At 71.3% G+C, this 15,299-nt stretch carries 16 protein-coding genes; 4 read left to right on the top strand and 12 right to left on the bottom strand.

All coding sequences use genetic code 11. From position 1 onward, the window contains the following. Positions 1-232 precede the first annotated feature (232 nt). Both HCK04_RS19355 and HCK04_RS19360 read left to right on the top strand, forming a co-directional pair. Positions 233-3,193 carry an immunoglobulin-like domain-containing protein gene (locus tag HCK04_RS19355; protein ID WP_168066068.1) on the top strand — a complete coding sequence of 987 codons (2,961 nt, stop codon included), beginning with the start codon at positions 233-235 and terminating at the stop codon, positions 3,191-3,193. A 90-nt stretch (positions 3,194-3,283) separates the two neighbouring features. Then, entirely contained in the window at positions 3,284-3,976 is a 693-nt protein-coding gene (locus HCK04_RS19360; protein ID WP_142648773.1) for an endonuclease V, read from the top strand. Positions 3,977-4,000: 24 nt separating this feature from the next. Here the strand turns inward: HCK04_RS19360 and HCK04_RS19365 are convergent, their stop codons facing one another. The 6 genes from HCK04_RS19365 to HCK04_RS19390 form a co-directional block, all read right to left on the bottom strand. Beyond that, positions 4,001-4,309, bottom strand: a complete 309-nt coding sequence (locus tag HCK04_RS19365) for an MTH1187 family thiamine-binding protein (protein WP_142648774.1) — start codon at positions 4,307-4,309, stop codon at positions 4,001-4,003. Positions 4,310-4,378: 69 nt separating this feature from the next. After that, on the bottom strand, positions 4,379-4,864 hold the full coding sequence (locus HCK04_RS19370) for a DUF6194 family protein (RefSeq protein WP_142648775.1): 486 nt from the start codon (positions 4,862-4,864) through the stop codon (positions 4,379-4,381). Between the two features lie 124 nt (positions 4,865-4,988). Beyond that, positions 4,989-5,846 (bottom strand): universal stress protein, encoded by an 858-nt coding sequence (locus HCK04_RS19375; protein ID WP_142648776.1) that lies wholly within the window; start codon positions 5,844-5,846, stop codon positions 4,989-4,991. Positions 5,847-6,056: 210 nt separating this feature from the next. Continuing rightward, complete coding sequence (locus HCK04_RS19380; protein ID WP_142648777.1) at positions 6,057-7,445, bottom strand: cellulose binding domain-containing protein; 1,389 nt, start codon at positions 7,443-7,445, stop codon at positions 6,057-6,059. 220 nt (positions 7,446-7,665) lie between these two features. Continuing rightward, entirely contained in the window at positions 7,666-7,875 is a 210-nt protein-coding gene (locus HCK04_RS19385) for a hypothetical protein (protein WP_142648778.1), read from the bottom strand. A 152-nt stretch (positions 7,876-8,027) separates the two neighbouring features. Further along, positions 8,028-8,735, bottom strand: a complete 708-nt coding sequence (locus HCK04_RS19390; RefSeq protein WP_142648779.1) for a hypothetical protein — start codon at positions 8,733-8,735, stop codon at positions 8,028-8,030. A 17-nt stretch (positions 8,736-8,752) separates the two neighbouring features. On the opposite strand from HCK04_RS19390, the gene HCK04_RS19395 reads away from it, so the two are divergent. Next, positions 8,753-8,944 carry a hypothetical protein gene (locus HCK04_RS19395; protein ID WP_142648780.1) on the top strand — a complete coding sequence of 64 codons (192 nt, stop codon included), beginning with the start codon at positions 8,753-8,755 and terminating at the stop codon, positions 8,942-8,944. On the opposite strand, the gene HCK04_RS19400 is transcribed toward HCK04_RS19395, so the two are convergent. From HCK04_RS19400 to HCK04_RS19410, 3 genes are all read right to left on the bottom strand, one after another. Beyond that, entirely contained in the window at positions 8,929-9,681 is a 753-nt protein-coding gene (locus HCK04_RS19400; RefSeq protein WP_260617332.1) for a sulfite exporter TauE/SafE family protein, read from the bottom strand. The genes HCK04_RS19395 and HCK04_RS19400 overlap by 16 nt on opposite strands. Positions 9,682-9,749: 68 nt before the next feature. After that, positions 9,750-10,193 carry a protein-tyrosine phosphatase family protein gene (locus HCK04_RS19405; RefSeq protein WP_142648781.1) on the bottom strand — a complete coding sequence of 148 codons (444 nt, stop codon included), beginning with the start codon at positions 10,191-10,193 and terminating at the stop codon, positions 9,750-9,752. 70 nt (positions 10,194-10,263) lie between these two features. Beyond that, positions 10,264-10,515, bottom strand: a complete 252-nt coding sequence (locus tag HCK04_RS19410; protein WP_142648782.1) for a hypothetical protein — start codon at positions 10,513-10,515, stop codon at positions 10,264-10,266. A 163-nt stretch (positions 10,516-10,678) separates the two neighbouring features. On the opposite strand from HCK04_RS19410, the gene HCK04_RS19415 reads away from it, so the two are divergent. Further along, a complete protein-coding gene (locus HCK04_RS19415; protein ID WP_142648783.1) occupies positions 10,679-11,728 on the top strand; it encodes a LacI family DNA-binding transcriptional regulator in 1,050 nt (349 codons plus the stop codon). A gap of 22 nt (positions 11,729-11,750) precedes the next feature. On the opposite strand, the gene HCK04_RS19420 is transcribed toward HCK04_RS19415, so the two are convergent. From HCK04_RS19420 to HCK04_RS19430, 3 genes are all read right to left on the bottom strand, one after another. Continuing rightward, positions 11,751-13,121 carry a GH1 family beta-glucosidase gene (locus tag HCK04_RS19420; RefSeq protein WP_142648784.1) on the bottom strand — a complete coding sequence of 457 codons (1,371 nt, stop codon included), beginning with the start codon at positions 13,119-13,121 and terminating at the stop codon, positions 11,751-11,753. 85 nt (positions 13,122-13,206) lie between these two features. Beyond that, entirely contained in the window at positions 13,207-14,046 is an 840-nt protein-coding gene (locus HCK04_RS19425; RefSeq protein ID WP_142648785.1) for a carbohydrate ABC transporter permease, read from the bottom strand. Then, complete coding sequence (locus HCK04_RS19430) at positions 14,039-14,944, bottom strand: sugar ABC transporter permease (RefSeq protein WP_260617333.1); 906 nt, start codon at positions 14,942-14,944, stop codon at positions 14,039-14,041. Before HCK04_RS19430 ends, HCK04_RS19425 begins: the two co-directional genes overlap by 8 nt. Positions 14,945-15,299: the final 355 nt, after the last annotated feature.

Here is a 15,299-nt window from a genome sequence, read left to right on the forward strand (position 1 = left end):
CGTCATATGGACCAACACCCCCAGTTCACGCCGTCCCCCCACAACTGACAGCGAGGTGACCCTTGCCTGTGCTGCCCTCGTCCCATCGGGGCGCTCGACGGGGCCTGATCACGCTTGGCCTCGGCACGCTGACCACTCTTTCCGGGCTTCGCCTCTCCGCGCCCGCGGCCGGCCCCGCCCCGGACAGGGCCGTGCCTCACGTGTCCACGGCGACCGGATCAAGGAGAATCGATTGAGATCGCGACAGCAAGGATCGCGTCGCAGACCGGGCCGAACGGGGAGAGGTGTCGCGGGCCTGGCGCTGGGTGCGCTTCTCTCGGTCTCGCTCGCGGCGACGCCTTCACAGGCTGCCGAGGAGCAGCTCGACGAGGGCCTGGTGCACCACTTCGCCCTCGACGAGACCAGTGGGACGACGCTGGTCAACTCGGGTAGCGCGGGCCCGGCGGCGAACGCCACGCTCGTGCATCCGGAAAAGGCGACCTTGACCGGCGATGGAGTCAGGTTCAACCCCGACTCTTACGAGAGCGCACTCGACGGTGCGTACGTGGCTCTGCCGGACGACATCACCGCCGGCATGTCGAACCTCACCGTCGACTATGACGTGTGGATCGACCCGGCGAACGTCGGCGAGCACCAGATGTGGAGCTTCGGCGCGAAGTCCGGCTCGTGTGACGCCGACACCGGCGCTCAGGGCTCCATCTTCGCGTCCAACACCCAGCGGTTCCGCATCGCGGTGGGTTCGGCGAACCTCCAGCAGAATCGGGTCCGCATGCCCGAGGGAGCCTGGACGCACGTCACCTACACCCAGTCGCTCAACGCGAACGGCGCGAGCTGGACCGGCCGGCTTTACCTCGACGGCGTGCTGCACGCGACGGCGACGAACCTGACCACACCGCCGTCGCTGAACGCCGCGGGGACCAACTGCAACTTCCTCGCCCGCTCGCAGACGTCGGGCCACTACTCGTTCCGCGGAACGATCCGGGATTTCCGGGTCTACGACCGGGCAGTGAGCCTCGACGAGACACTCGCCCTGGCGGAAAGGACCGTCTCCGATGGCGTGCGCGCCGACGCCGAGGCCATCGATCTCGGTCTGACCAGCGCGATCGTACGCGACATCGTTCTGCCCAAGGTGGGCTCCGTGGCGGGCTCGGCCATCACGTGGACGAGTTCTGACCCGTCGGTCGTCGAGGTCCGCACCCCGCCGGCCCTCCCCAGCGCACGCAAGGTCGCGGTGATCGGCAAGATCACCCGGCCCGCGCGGGGACGGCCCGACGCGACGGCCACGCTCACGGCGACCGTCCGCAAGGGCGCCCAAGAGGTCACCACACGGGAGATTCCCATCGTGGTGAAGGCCGAGTTCGACGACGCGCAGGCGGTCGACCGTGACGCATCCGACCTGACCCTGCACGCCGCCGACCACGTGCGGGGAAACATCGACCTCCCCGCCACCGGCGAGTTCGGCTCCGCGATCACCTGGAAGTCGACCACCGACCTCATCACCCCGACGGGTGAGGTGACCCGCCCCGCCTTCGGCCGTGCGGACGTCGACGCCGTCCTGACGGCGACCATCACCAAGGGCTCGGCCTCGAAGACGAAGTCGTTCCCGGTGACCATCACCGCCATGCCCCGGTCCGAGGAGTACGAGCGGTACTTCATGGGGTACTTCAAGGGCGAGGGGATCGCCGACGGCGAACAGATCATGTTCGCGACGTCCAACGGGAACACCGCCCTGGACTGGACCGGTCTGACCGGAGGCCGGCCGTCGCTCATCTCGCAGCTGGGCGACCAGGGCCTTCGTGACCCCCACATCGTCCGCTCCCCCGACGGCGACACGTTCTACATGATCGCCACCGATCTGAACTGGTACGACCAGGGCGGATACGCCATCAACGACACCCAGTACATCGAGGTGTTCGAGTCGCACGACCTCGTGCACTGGACTCCCCAGCGACACGTGAAGATCGCGCCCGACAACGCGGGCAACGCCTTCGCACCCGAGTCGCTGTGGGTCGACGAGATCGGCGCCTACGCCGTCTTCTGGGCACAGTCGCTGTGGAACGACCCGGTGAACCGCACCGGTCAGGGGAACGCTCAGATGTGGTACGCCACGACGCGCGACTTCCAGACGTTCTCGGATCCGCAGGTGTGGCAGAACCCGGCCCCGCTGTCACGGATCGACACGACCGCCATACGCGTCGGCGACTACTACTACCGCGTGACGAAGAACGAGGCCGGCAACCAGGGCTCGGACATCTTCTCGGAGAAGCACACCGACTTCCTGGACAGCGACATCGACCACTGGACGTTGGTCGCTCCGGCTCTGGGGCGCACGACGTGGGTCGCCAACCAGGGGTACGAAGGGCCGATCATCTTCAAGGCCAACCCCGGCGACACCTCCTGCCCCGGCCAGTTCTACCTCTGGGGTGACCGGTACACGAACGGCGGCGGATACCAGGCCGCATGCCACGAGAACATCGAGGCTCCGACCTGGAACGCCAAGGCGCTCACGATGACCAACGCGGGCGTGGCCCGTCCGCGGCACGGCACCGTGATCCCAATCACCCTCCGCGAGTGGAACGACATCCGCGGGATCCCGAACAGCGACGTCACGACCACCACCGAGGTGGCTGTCGAGCCGTACGCGACCGGGGCCCAGACGACCACGGCCACCGCCACGGTCGAGGCGGCCGACGGGTTCGAGACCGGCGGTCAGGTGCGGTTCAGCGTCGGCTCGTGGTCGAAGCTCGCCCACCTGAAGGACGGCACGGCCACGGTCACGCTGCCGGCGGATCTGCCTGCGGGTGCCCGCACGGTGAAGGCCGAGTACCTCGGCTTCGACTACCTGAAGGCATCGGAAGGCACGGCGTCGTTCCAGGTGCCGTCCGGCCAGAACGCCGTCAAGGTCAAGGCGAAAACCGCGCCCGCGTCGGTCGTCCGCGGGAACACGTTCGCGCTGGACGTGACCGTCGGTCCGGCGGGCGGGCAGAAGAAGAACGCTCCGACCCCGACCGGCGAGGTCACCGTCACCTTCGGCGGCACCGTGCAGGTCGTGCCGCTGGCGGACGGCGAGGCCGTCGTCACACTGCGGACCGCCGATCTGCAGCGCGGGGTCTACCCGGTCCACGTGGCCTATTCCGGCAATCCGACCTACCGGCCCCACGCCGCCGACTACCAGAAGTTGACGGTGCGATAGCCGGCGAGTGGCGGGCCGGCGACCTCGTCTCGCCGGCCCGCCACGAGCGCCCTGTGCGGGTCGGCGACCACGGCGTCTATCGTTCCCGGCATGAAGGTCTGTTCCATCGCCGCTCCGGCCTCGGCGGAGGAGGCGGAGGCGATCCAGGACGCCCTGCGGCCCAGGCTGGACCTGACCGGCCCGGGCCCCCGCGACCCCGCCCTGGTGGCGGGGGTGGACGTGGCCTACGCCGGCGACCTGCTGGCCGCCGCGGTCGTGGTGCTCGACGGGGCGAGCCTGGACGTGGTCGAGCAGGTGACGGTGCCGGGACGACCCGCCTTCGGCTACGTGCCCGGCCTGCTCGCCTTCCGCGAGCTGCCCAGCCTCGTCGAGGCGCTGGAGCGGCTCACCGTCACGCCCGACCTGATCGTCTGCGACGGGTACGGCCTGGCGCATCCCCGGCGGTTCGGCCTCGCCTGCCACCTCGGGGTGCTCACCGGCCTGCCCACGATCGGCGTCGGCAAGACGGCCTTCGTCGGCTCCTTCGAGCCGCCCTGCCGGGAGCGCGGCTCGTGGAGCGAGCTGCTTCTGGACGGCCAGGTGGTCGGCCGGGTGCTGCGTACCCAGGACGGCGTGAAGCCGGTCTTCGTCTCCGTCGGCCACCGGGTCGACCTCGACACCGCCTGCCACGACGTGCTGGCCCTGACCCCGCGTCACCGGCTTCCCGAGACGACGCGCGCCGCCGACCACCTGTCCCGTTCGGCGCTGAAGGCCGCCCTGGCCGGCTCCTCCGCCATCACCTGACCGTGGCCCACGCCCCGGCCCGGGTCAGGAGGCGCCTTCGGCCAGGTGGCGTTCGACGGTGGCGACCTTGGCGTCGAGCCTGCCCTCACCGGCGCGGGCGTCGGCCTTGAGCACCAGGCTGACGCGGGAGCAGCGGGCCTCCACGGCGGCGACCGCGTCCTTGACGACGGCGAGCACCTCGTCCCACGTCTCGCCCTCGATGGTGGTGAACATGGCGTCGGTGCGGTTGGGCAGCCCCGACGCGCGGACCACGCGCACCGCCTCCGCCACCATCTCGCCGACGTCCTCACCGGCGCCGATCGGCGTGACGCTGAACGCGACGAGAACCGACATGGAACCTCCTCGGAGATCGCATCCCCGGCCACGCTAACACCCGCCACCGGGCGGCGGCGGGCGCGGGGGTCACGCCCGGGTGGTGCACTCGCCCGTCCTGTGGCGGGCGGCCGCGCGGGTGTGCGCGCCGGTGAGGAGAGCGCGCACCTGCTCGGCGGTGCCGTCGCCGGGGTTGAGCACGCAGACCCACGACTGGGTGGCGTACAGGGGATGCGGCAGGATCCGGTCGGGCACGCGGTAGTCCAGCGCCTCGTGGTGGTCGGCGTGGGCGGCCGGCGGATAACCGAGCAGCTCCTCGAACACGGCGCGGCCGACCCCGATGTTGACCCGGAACACCCCGGGCCGGTTCAGGTCGGAGGCGGTGTCGAACCCCTCGTAGTCCTTCACGACGATGGTGGCGAAGGGCATCTTCCGGTTGGCCGGCTCGTCGTCGGGGTCGTAGTAGAAGAAGGTGTCTCCCCATGCCGCCTGCGGGGCGCCGTTGTCCTCCGCGGCGGTGAAGGCGACGACACCCGGCAGGCCGGACACGAATGCGATGACGTCGTTCTCGGTCACACGAGGTCCTTTTCTCGCTGGATTCCTCCTTCAAGTTTCTCATTCAAGTCCTTTATAAGGCTTTTCCGGGAAATCCGCTGACGACCGTGCGTCAACCCTCAAGTCGGGGGTGGAACCTCCGCGCTCAGCTCCGGGGAGCCCGCACCACGGCGACGGGGCGGTGCGCGTGGTGCAGGACCGCCCGGCTCACCGAGCCGAGCACCGCCGCTCCGACGGCGCCGCGCCCGCGCGACCCCACGACGAGCAGGTCGGCCTTCTCCCCCGCCTCCACCAGTGCGGTGACCGGATGCCCGCAGACGGCCCGCATCTCGGCGGCGACGTCGGGATACCGGTCCCGGTGGGCCCGCAGGGCCCCCGCCACGTAGTCCTCCTGGGCCTTGCGCACCTCGTCGACGTCGTACGCGATCTCGGGAGCGAAGGGGTGCACGGGAAGCTGCCAGGCATACACGGCGAGCAGGCGGCAGTCGCGCAGCCGCGCCTCCTCGAACGCGTAGGTCAGAGCGGTGGCGGCCTCGTCGGAGCCGTCGACGCCGACGACGACAAGCCCGTGGGGCGCCGACACCCCGGCCCGCACCACGACGACGGGGACGTCGACCTGACCGGCGACGTGCATGCCGACCGACCCGAGGAGCATGCCGGTGAACCCGCCGTGGCCCCTGCTGCCGATCACGATCTCCGCGGCGTTCCCGGCCTCCTGACGCAGCACCCGGGACGGGTCGCCCTCGATCATGGCGGTGGTCACGCGTACGGCCGGGTGGGTCTCGCGCACGGCCTGTTCGGCCTCCTCCAGGATCCGCCGGCCGGCCCGGTCGAGCTGGTCCTCGATCGGGATGGGATAGCGTGCGATCTCGTACGGCAGGCGGTCCACCGCGTGGACGATCCGCAGCGGCAGGCCCTTGCGTGCCGCGTCGCCCGCTGCCCATTCCACCGCGGCGGCCGCGGGGCGTGATCCGTCGGTGCCGACGATGACGGGTTCGGCCATGGCTCCTCCTTGTGCTCCTGCCTCCATCCGACCGCCCGCGCGACGTCCGGGGCAGGGCCGCTGGTCCCCGCCCGGCGGGACCTTTCTCCTCCCCGTGTCAGGGTTCATGGGCGGGCATGACGCGGCCGGCTCGCGCGGCGACGAGGCGCGCGAGCCGGCCGGAGGTCGGGAACGGAAGCCGGGAGCAGGCCCGAGAGTCAGGAGCAGAACTCAGGAGCAGGTGAACCCGCTCGCCCCCGGTGAGGAGGGGCCGGACGCCTGGAAGCCGAAGCTCGCCGACGCGCCGGGCGCGAGGTTCGTCGCCCACGAAGGCGCCTTGGCCGTCCAGCGGGTGCCGCCGGCGGTCACGGTCGCGCTCCAGCCGCTGACGAGGCTCACTCCGGACGGCATGTCCCAGGTGACCGTCCAGTTCTGCCAGGTCGTCGTGCCGGTGTTCTTGACGGTGACGTTCGTCGTGAAGCCGTCCTGCCAGGAGCTGGCCACCTGATAGGTCACCTGGCAGGTGCCCGGATTCGCCGACGGCGACGGGCTGGGGCTGGGCGACGGGGAGGGGGACGCGGAAGGAGAGGCCGACGGCGACGCGGACGGGGACGCCGAGGGCGAAGGGGAGGCCGAGGCAGACGCCGACGGCGACGGGGACGGCGAGCCGCTGGGCGTGGTCGTGGTGTAGCTCGCCGCGGTGTAGTCCGCGCCGCACTGCGATCCGCAGGACGCGGGCAGGGAGAAGCTGTAGACCCGGCCGCCGTTCAGCAGCGCGTCGGACGCGTCGCGCACCCGGATCTGGAACTGCGTCGCGCCCTGGGTGACCCCGCCGATGATGTACGACTGGCCCATGTCGGAGTTCATCTGGGCCTGCTTCCAGGTGCCGTCGGCGTAGTACTCCACTCCGTGGATGCCGTTGGGCAGGTGGGAGACGGCGATCGCGGGCCACCACGCCTGCGCGCCCTTCATGAACCCGATCCTGATGTCGCCGCTGTAGCCGGGCGCCGGGACGAACGACCAGGTCACGTGGCGGTTGTTCCAGTGGTTCGGGTACATGTCCCCGACCGGCGCCCCGTTCTTGACGAACTTGTTGAGCGACGGCTTCGACAGGTCCAGGTGATACCGGTCGTCGCGGCACCAGCCGTTGGAGTCGCCACAGCTGTCCGCGACGAGCATGGTGAGCGTCGCGCCGTTGTACGCGTCGGAGACCCACGAGCCGTTGCGGCAGAACGCCTGGCCGGGCGCGCCGTCGTTGACGCCGGTGCAGTAGTCGGAGATCGTCACCTGCACATACCGGCCGCAGTTGAGACCGTTGTTCCACAGCCCGGCCTTGGACGCGTTCGCGCCGGTGAGCGGCCGGGGGTAGAAGGAGTAGTCGCCGGGCGTGTCGTACACGTTGAGCGCGACGAAGTCCTGCGAGTCCAGCTCCGACTGCGGCAGCCCGCAGCCGCCGTACGGCGAGCCGAGGGCGTCGAAGTAGGTGGCGCTGCCGGTCACCGGCGCGGGCGGATCGTCGACGGCGCCGGCGGGTGACGCGGCGGGCCAGGCGGTGAGCAGCACCGCGGCGACGGCTGCCGCCCATATGCGGCGTCGGACGGAGGTTGGGCGGCCGGTCATCGGGCTCCCTGCGCTTACGGTCGGGCGTGGGACGCGCAGATCGTGGCGCGGGGCGATGGCCCGGTCAAGGCATGCTCGCGGGTCGGCCCGGTGAGCTGGGCGATCCTCAGTGAGTGCCTGCAACTTTCAGCAGCACACCAAACCGAAGACGCGCGTGATGCACACCGAGGCGCGCGCCCGGCTGACCGGGGTGTCCTCGGGGTGACCGCCGCCGCGGCGCTCAGCGTGACTCGTGCAGCCGCGCCAGGTCGCTCTCCATCTTGGCGATGACCCGCTGGTACCCCTCCCAGCCGTACAACCGGAACAGCTCGGACTTCATGCGGAGCGTCTCCTCCTGCACCGCCTCTGGACCCTGGCGGCGTAGGGCGTCGAGTGCGAGACGCGCCTGCCTCTCCCGCTCGGTGGTTCCGGCGAGATCCTCGCGTCTCATCTCAGGAGTAGGCATGGGGCTCTGCCCTCCGGGTCTGGACGAACGGTGCCTACACCTGACGCGCCTCGACGGCCCTAGGTTGACCGCTGTGAGAAAAACTTTGAAACATGTGCGTACCGGCCGGTAGTGAGACCGGTTTCGCCGATGACCGGTCAGGGCGCCTCGCCGCCGGGGACGTCGACCGCGATCTCCCCGCCCAGCCGGTGACCCCCGCTCAGCGCCAGGTTGTCGCCGCTCCAGAACCTCCCCGGGTCATACCAGTTGGGACGGCGGCCGGCGGGCAGCAGGCCCATCGCCTCGTACGTCACGGCGACGACCTCGGCACAGTAGGCCGTCTCCAGCGCACGATCGATCGCGCCCTCCCCCGCGCCGTCCTCCGTACCTCCACGGGCACCTTCCGCCGCGCCGATCCGCGCCGCGCGGCGCAGCGAGGGCAGCCGCCCGCGCAGCCAGCGCCCGGCCAGGCGGGCCGTGGACGGGAACGGCGTGCCGTCCAGCCGCGCGATCGTCCGCAGGACGGCATCCTCCATCTCTCTCGTGGCGGACGGCTCGAGCTGCCGCAGCCAGGCGCGCTGGCCGTACCTGGCCGCCCAGACGCGGACCGCGTCGCGCAGGTCGTGCAACTGGACGCCGCGCTGGTGCGTGCCCGACCACATGTCGGGCAGCGACCGGCCGAGCTCGGCGTGCCACATGAGCGGCGGCAGGTCCTCGATGACGACGGCCATGCCGACGTGGTTGACCGGGCTGTTGGTGGTGACCTGGATGGCGCGGTCCGGTGCACTGCGTCCGCGGAACACCCAGACGTCGCCCGTGCGGGCTAGTTCGAGCGCTTTGTCGAGACTTATCCGCGTATGAGCCACGGCAGTAGCCTAGGCACATGCGCTGGTGGAAGATACTCGGTCTGGCGGCCTTCGCGGGGGTCGCGGCGACCGGTGTCGTGATCGCCCGGGCCGAGCGGCGGCGGCGTGCGTACACGCCGGAGGAGATCCGGGAGCGCCTGCGTGCCCGGCACGCCGAGGCCGTCGCCGCGGCGGAGCAAACCGGGATCGCCGCTCAGCCGCCGCGGTAGGCGTCGACGCCGAGCTTGACCGCGACCGCGAGGCCGCACAGGGCCGCGGCGATCCGCAGCGTCTGGCCGGGCAGGCGGCGCGCGACCGCCGGGCCGAGCCAGCCGCCCGCGAGGAACCCCACGGCCAGCGGGCCCACCGCCGCCCAGTCGACCGGGCCGAGCAGGGCGAACCAGACGGCCGCGACGGCGTTGGCGAGCGCCGAGACGATGTTCTTCACCGCGTTGACACCCGCCGCCGGCCGGTCGAGCGCCGCCGCGAGCACGGCGAACATGATGATCCCGCCCGCGGCGCCGAAGTAGCCCGTGTAGACGGCGACGCAGAAGACGCCCGCGCGCAGCGCCAGACCGCTCTCCCCGCCGAGGCCCACCTGCCCGGGACGCTGCGGGCGCAGCAACAGCAGCAGCGAGGCGCCCGCGATCAGCCACGGGGCGACCATCTCGAACGTCCGCGACGGCGTGACCAGCAGCAGCCCGGCGCCGGCCGCGCCGCCCAGCCCGGCGGCGAGCCCGAGGCGGCCGAGGAGACGTCCCTGACCTGCCAGCTCGGGCCTCGACCCGGCCGCCGCTCCCACGCCGGTGAAAAGCAGCGCGACCGTGTTGGTGACGTTCGCGGCCAGCGGCGGCAGGCCGAAGGCCAGCAGCGCGGGGTACGACACGATCGTGGCCAGGCTCACGACCGTGCTGACGACTCCTGCGACCAGGCCGATCCCGGCCAGCTCCAGCACGTCCACAAGCACAGAGGCACCCAACCATACGGATTTCGGACGACCGCTACCGGCCTCCTCCTCCCGGCGCCCGGCGTCCGTCAGAGGGCGGGAAAGCGCAGCACCCAGCGGCGCTGCCAGGGTGTCTCCACGGCCCGCGGGTGATATTCGGCCCGGGCCCAGGCGACGGCCCGGTCGGCGGGCAGGCCCGACAGGACGGCCAGGCACGCGATCACGGTGCCGGTGCGCCCGACTCCCCCGCCGCAGGCGACCTCGACCCGGCGGCCCGCCCGCGCGTGCGCGTGCAGCTCCCGGATGCGGCCGATCGCGTGCTCGTGGTCGCGGGGCAGGAGGAAGTCGGGCCAGTCGATCCACTCGTGCGGCCAGGTGAGGGCGTGGTCGTGCTTGTCCCTGAGCCGCCGGCCGCCCAGGTAGAGACCGTGGTCGGGCAGGGCGCCCGGCGGCGTGGGCCTTCTCAAGCCGCGGCCCCGCACCGGGGTGCCGTCCGGGAGCCGGATGGCGCCGGGAAGATCATCGATGGCCATGCCTCATCCTCCCCTCCGAGGTGGCGGCCTTGCAGGCGATTTCCGGGCTCATCCGGACGCGAGGTCGAACTCAGCGCCGCTCCAGCCACTCGACCCGCCCCGCGAGCTCGCCGTCCACCGTGACGGCGAGCATGTTGTCGGCTCCCGCCAGGAGCCCGCGCGTGCGCAGCGCCTCGCGCAGCGCGATGGTCGGAGTGAATCCGAACCACTGGTGCGGGGTCGCGCCGCTCTCGCTCTGGAAGGCCGCGTCGAAGGCGTCCAGGTCGGCTTCCGTGACGGCCGAAGGGCCAGGTGGTCGGGCATCAGAGACGCCCTTCCTCACATGTCGTCCGAGTGACGGCGGCCTCGCGCCGTGGCGTTCCCGTGGCCGCTCCGGCGGCACGCAGGCGCAGCCCGAATCATGCCATTCCGGCCCGTCCCCAACGCCGTCCGGCCGTCCGCGCGAAACCGGAGAGCGCTCTCCACCTCGTGCTATAAATGGCTGCATGAGCACCGATCTCCCGCGCACGTCGGGAGCCCCCACGCTGGAGGATGTCGCCCGTGTGGCGGGAGTTTCCCGGGCGACCGTCTCGCGTGTGATCAACGGGATCCGCAACGTCGCGCCGGACATCCAGGAGGCGGTGCACCGCGCCATCGAGACGACCGGCTATGTGCCGAACCGGGCCGCCCGCTCGCTCGTCACCCGCCGTACGGGGGCGGTCGCGCTGGTCGTGTCGGGCGCGGGCGACGCGAAGGGCGGCGAGCCGTTCGAGTCGCGCGTCTTCGCCGACCCGTTCTTCGGCCGGGTCGCCAGCGGCGTGGTGGGATATCTGCGGCCCCGGGGCATCCATCCGGTGCTGATGCTCGCGGACTCGGCGCAGACCCGCGACGACGTCGTGTCCTACCTGCGGCAGGGCAGCGCCGACGGCGCGCTGGTCGTCTCGACGCACGCGGAGGACCCGCTGCCGAAGCTGCTGGTGGACGCCGCGCTGCCCGCCGTGCTGTGGGCGCGGCCCGCCCGGCCGATCCCGATCAGCTTCGTCGACCTCGCCCACCGGGCCGGCGCGGCGCTCGCGGCCGACCGGCTGGTGGCGCGCGGCTGCCGCCGGGTGGCCACCATCAGCGGCCCCTTCGACGTGCCCGCCGCGCAGGACCGGTTGTCAGGGTTCCAGGAGGCCATGGCCGGGCACGGCCACCCGTACGTGCCGGCCGTGGAGGGCGACTTCATGCCCGCGAGCGGAGAGGCCGGCATGCACCGGCTCATCAAGGAGCACCCGGACATCGACGGCGTCTTCGTCGCCAACGACCTCATGGCGCAGGGCGCGCTGCTCGCGCTGCGCGACCTCGGGCGCCGGGTGCCCGAGGACGTCGCCGTCATCGGGTTCGACGACAGCGCCGCGGTGACCTGCCGCCCGCCGCTGACGACCGTGCGCCAGCCGATGGAGGACATGGCCGCCGAGATGGCCCGCCTGCTGCTCGCGCACGTCGCGGACCCGGACTTCCAGGTCACCTCGGTCATCGTGCAGCCGACGCTGGTGGTCCGCGAGTCGGCCTGACGGACCACCGGCGCCGCGTCCGTCACGCCACGCGCAGCCCCTTGCTCGCCTTGACGATCTCGGCGTAGCGGTGGCCGCTCGCCTTCACGGTCCGCGCCTGCGTCTCGTAGTCGACGTGCACCAGGCCGAACCGCTTGTCGTATCCGTACGCCCACTCGAAGTTGTCCAGCAGCGACCACGCGAAGTAGCCCGCCACCGGCGCACCCTGTTCGATGGCCCGGCCGCAGGCCGCGATGTGGTCCTCCAGGTAGGCCAGGCGCTCCGGGTCGTCCACCGTCCCGTCGGGGCCGACCGTGTCGCGCCAGGCGGACCCGCTCTCGGTGACGTACAGCCGGGGCGCGGCGTACTCGCGGGCGAGGCGCACCAGCAGACGCTCCAGACCGGTCGCGTCGACCTCCCAGCCCATGGCCGTGGTCGTCGCCCCCGGCACCTCCAGCTGCCGCGCGTACGGCACGGGCCCCTCGGGGTCGGCCGTCACCACCTGGCGGAAGTAGTAGTTGACGCCCAGGTAGTCGAGCGGCGCGGCGATCGTCTCCAGGTCGCCCGGCCGGATCGGCAGGTCGACGCCGTACACCGCGAGCATGTCCTCGGGGTAGCCGCGGCCGGTCACCGGGTCGAGCCACCAGCGGTTGACGTGCCCGTCGAGGCGGCGCGCGGCGGCGTGGTCCTCCTCGCCGTCGGTCGCGGGGTCGATCGGGCTGAGGTTGTTGACGATCCCGATCGACGGCGTGAGCCGCGCCGCCGCCCGTACGGCCTGCACCGCGAGGCCGTGGCCGAGGTGGAGGTGATAGGAGGTGCGGACGGCCGCTTCCAGGTCGCGCACCCCGGGGGCCATGGAGCCCTCCAGGTGGCCGTGCCAGGAGCAGCACAGCGGCTCGTTGATCGTCGTCCAGTCGGCGACGCGGTCGCCGAGCCGTTCGGCCACGACGGCGGCGTAGTCGGCGAAGCGCTGGGCCGTGTCGCGCTCGGGCCAGCCGCCGCGGTCCTGCAACGCCTGGGGCAGGTCCCAGTGATAGAGGGTCACGAACGGCCGGATGCCGGCGTCGAGCAGGGCGTCGACGAGGCGGTCGTAGAAGGCGAGCCCGCGCGGGTTGACCGGTCCCGTGCCGTCGGGCACCACGCGGGGCCAGGCCACCGAGAAGCGGTAGGCGTCCAGGCCGAGCTGTCCGAGCAGGCCGACGTCCTCACGCCACCGGTGGTAGTGGTCGCAGGCCACCTTCCCGGTGTCGCCGCCGTCGATCGCCCCGGGCACCTCGCAGAAGGTGTCCCAGATCGAGGGCAGCCTGCCGTCTTCGAGGGTCGCGCCCTCGATCTGGTAGGCCGAGGTGGCGACGCCCCAGACGAAGTCGGTGAAAGCGGTTACATCGGGGACATGGCCGCGCTGCGGCTCCATTCGCTGGTTCTCCTTGATTCGGGGGTATCGATTCGGGGGTGTCGATTCGGGGGTGTCGATTCGAGGGTGATGGATCACGGAAGGGTCACTTGACGGCGCCCGCGGTGAGCCCCTGCACGAGGTAGCGCTGCAGCAGCAGGAACCCGGCCACCACGGGGACGCTGACGACCAGGGAGGCCGCCATGATCTGGTTCCAGTAGACGTCGTTCTCGGTGGCGTACCCCTGGAGGCCGACGGCGAGGGTGCGGCTCGACTCGTCGGTCATGACCGACGCGAACAACACCTCTCCCCAGGCGGTCATGAAGGCGTAGATGGCGACGGCCACGATGCCGGGGGTCGCGGCGGGCAGGACGACCCGCAGCAGTGCCCCGATAGGGCCGCTGCCGTCCACCTGGGCGGCCTCGTCCAGCGCCGTCGGGATCGAGTCGAAATATCCGGCCAGCATCCAGATCGAGAACGGCAGCGAGAACGTCAGATAGGTGATGATCAGCCCGGTGCGGCTGGCGTACAGCTCGACCCCGATCGCGGTCCCGAGGTTCACGTAGATCATGAACAGCGGGAGCAGGAAGAGGATGCCGGGGAACATCTGCGTCGACAGCACGGTGACCGAGAAGATCCGGCGTCCCGGGAAGCGGAAGCGGCTGATCGCGTACGCCGCGAAGATCGCGATGAGCACCGAGACCAGCGCGGCCACCGACGCCACGATCAGGCTGTTGGCGAAGTAACGCGCCAGCGGGACCGTCCGCCACATGTCGGAGAACGGCCGCAGCGTGATCGTCGTGGGGATCCAGTGGAAGTCCCCCTGCACGTCCTGCAGCGGCTTGATCGCCGAGGTCAGCATCACGTACAGCGGGGTCAGGGTGAACAGGCCGAGCAGGCCGAGGCCGGCCCACCGCGCCCACGGCAGCCAGCGGGGGTCACGCATCGCTCCTCCTCCGGGACGTCGCCACCAGATACACGGCGGTCACCACCAGCAGGAACAGCAGGAGCAGCACCGACATGGCCGATCCCGAGCCGAAGTTCCAGGTGACGAACGAGCTCTGGTAGATGTGGATCGAGATCAGGTCCGCCTCGTGCGGCGCCGACTTGCCGAACAGCACGTACGGCGTGTTGAAGTCGTTGAACGTCCACAGGAACAGCACCAGGACGAGCACCTGGTTGACGGGGCGCAGCATGGGCAGCGTCACCGCGCGCAGCCGCCGGCCCCAGCCCGCGCCGTCGATCGCGGCCGCCTCGTACAGGTCGCCGGGGATGTTCTGCAGCCCGGCCATCAGCACGAGGAAGGCGAACGGCCACGACCGCCAGACGCAGACCACGATGAGGGACCAGAAGCTGTTGGACCCGATCAGCCAGAACGGCCGCTCGCCGAACAGGTGCAGCTGGTCGACGAGCACGTGGTTGACCAGCCCCGAGTCACGCTGGAGCAGGAAGCTCCAGGTGATCACCCCGGCGTAGACCGGCAGGGCGTACGGCACGAGGAACAGCGCGCGCAGCACGGCCCTGCCCCGGAACGAGCCCTGCATGAGCACCGCGCCGCAGATGCCGAGCAGCCACGACAGCCCGACGGTGAGCAGGGTGAACACGACGGTGACGAGGAACGAGTGCAGCAGCGAGCGGCCGACCGCGCCGTCGAAGTCGACGGCGACGCTGTAGTTGTCCAGCCCCGCGAACGGCGCGGCCGACCAGTTGCGCAGGAAGAACTGGGTGAGCTTCAGGAAGCTCATCCCGATGCCGATCAGCATCGGAATGAGGTGGACGAGCAGTTCGAGCAGCACGGCCGGGAGGATCAGCAGGTAGGGCAGGGCGGCGCGGCGCACCCGCACCGGCACCCGGTCCGCGAGCCCCCGCCTCCGGCCGCCGGGAGACGGAGGTCTCCCCGGAGAAGAAGGCGTTTCCGGAGACGTGGAGCCTCGTGGCGACGAAGGCTTTTCCGGGGGTGCGGGCCTGCGTGCCGCGCCGGGCCGGGACGCGGTGGACGACGTGATGGACGACGTGATGGACGACATGGCGGACGACATGGCGGACACCGCAGCCGGATCCGGTGCGGGCTCCGCATGGGGGGAACGCGTGCCGCCCGATGCCGTCCTGGTGCGCCCGGCAGGGGCATCGGTCAGGGTTTGGCCGTCTTCTGCCCCGGCCACCTCGGCCGGGCACAGCGAGAAGCCGTCCTCTTCAGGG

Origin of the sequence: Microbispora sp. CL1-1 (genome assembly GCF_012034195.1) — a bacterium.
In the GTDB taxonomy this organism is placed as follows: Bacteria; Actinomycetota; Actinomycetes; order Streptosporangiales; family Streptosporangiaceae; genus Microbispora.

Bases quoted from the DNA above. Each gene is read 5' to 3' on its own strand.
- HCK04_RS19420 (WP_142648784.1), bottom strand. From the start codon at position 13,121: ATGGAGCCGCAGCGCGGCCATGTCCCCGATGTAACCGCTTTCACCGAC.
- HCK04_RS19380 (WP_142648777.1), bottom strand. From the start codon at position 7,445: ATGACCGGCCGCCCAACCTCCGTCCGACGCCGCATATGGGCGGCAGCC.
- HCK04_RS19395 (WP_142648780.1), top strand. From the start codon at position 8,753: ATGCGCTGGTGGAAGATACTCGGTCTGGCGGCCTTCGCGGGGGTCGCG.
- HCK04_RS19425 (WP_142648785.1), bottom strand. From the start codon at position 14,046: ATGCGTGACCCCCGCTGGCTGCCGTGGGCGCGGTGGGCCGGCCTCGGC.
- HCK04_RS19385 (WP_142648778.1), bottom strand. From the start codon at position 7,875: ATGAGACGCGAGGATCTCGCCGGAACCACCGAGCGGGAGAGGCAGGCG.
- HCK04_RS19415 (WP_142648783.1), top strand. From the start codon at position 10,679: ATGAGCACCGATCTCCCGCGCACGTCGGGAGCCCCCACGCTGGAGGAT.
- HCK04_RS19375 (WP_142648776.1), bottom strand. From the start codon at position 5,846: ATGGCCGAACCCGTCATCGTCGGCACCGACGGATCACGCCCCGCGGCC.
- HCK04_RS19405 (WP_142648781.1), bottom strand. From the start codon at position 10,193: ATGGCCATCGATGATCTTCCCGGCGCCATCCGGCTCCCGGACGGCACC.
- HCK04_RS19365 (WP_142648774.1), bottom strand. From the start codon at position 4,309: ATGTCGGTTCTCGTCGCGTTCAGCGTCACGCCGATCGGCGCCGGTGAG.
- HCK04_RS19360 (WP_142648773.1), top strand. From the start codon at position 3,284: ATGAAGGTCTGTTCCATCGCCGCTCCGGCCTCGGCGGAGGAGGCGGAG.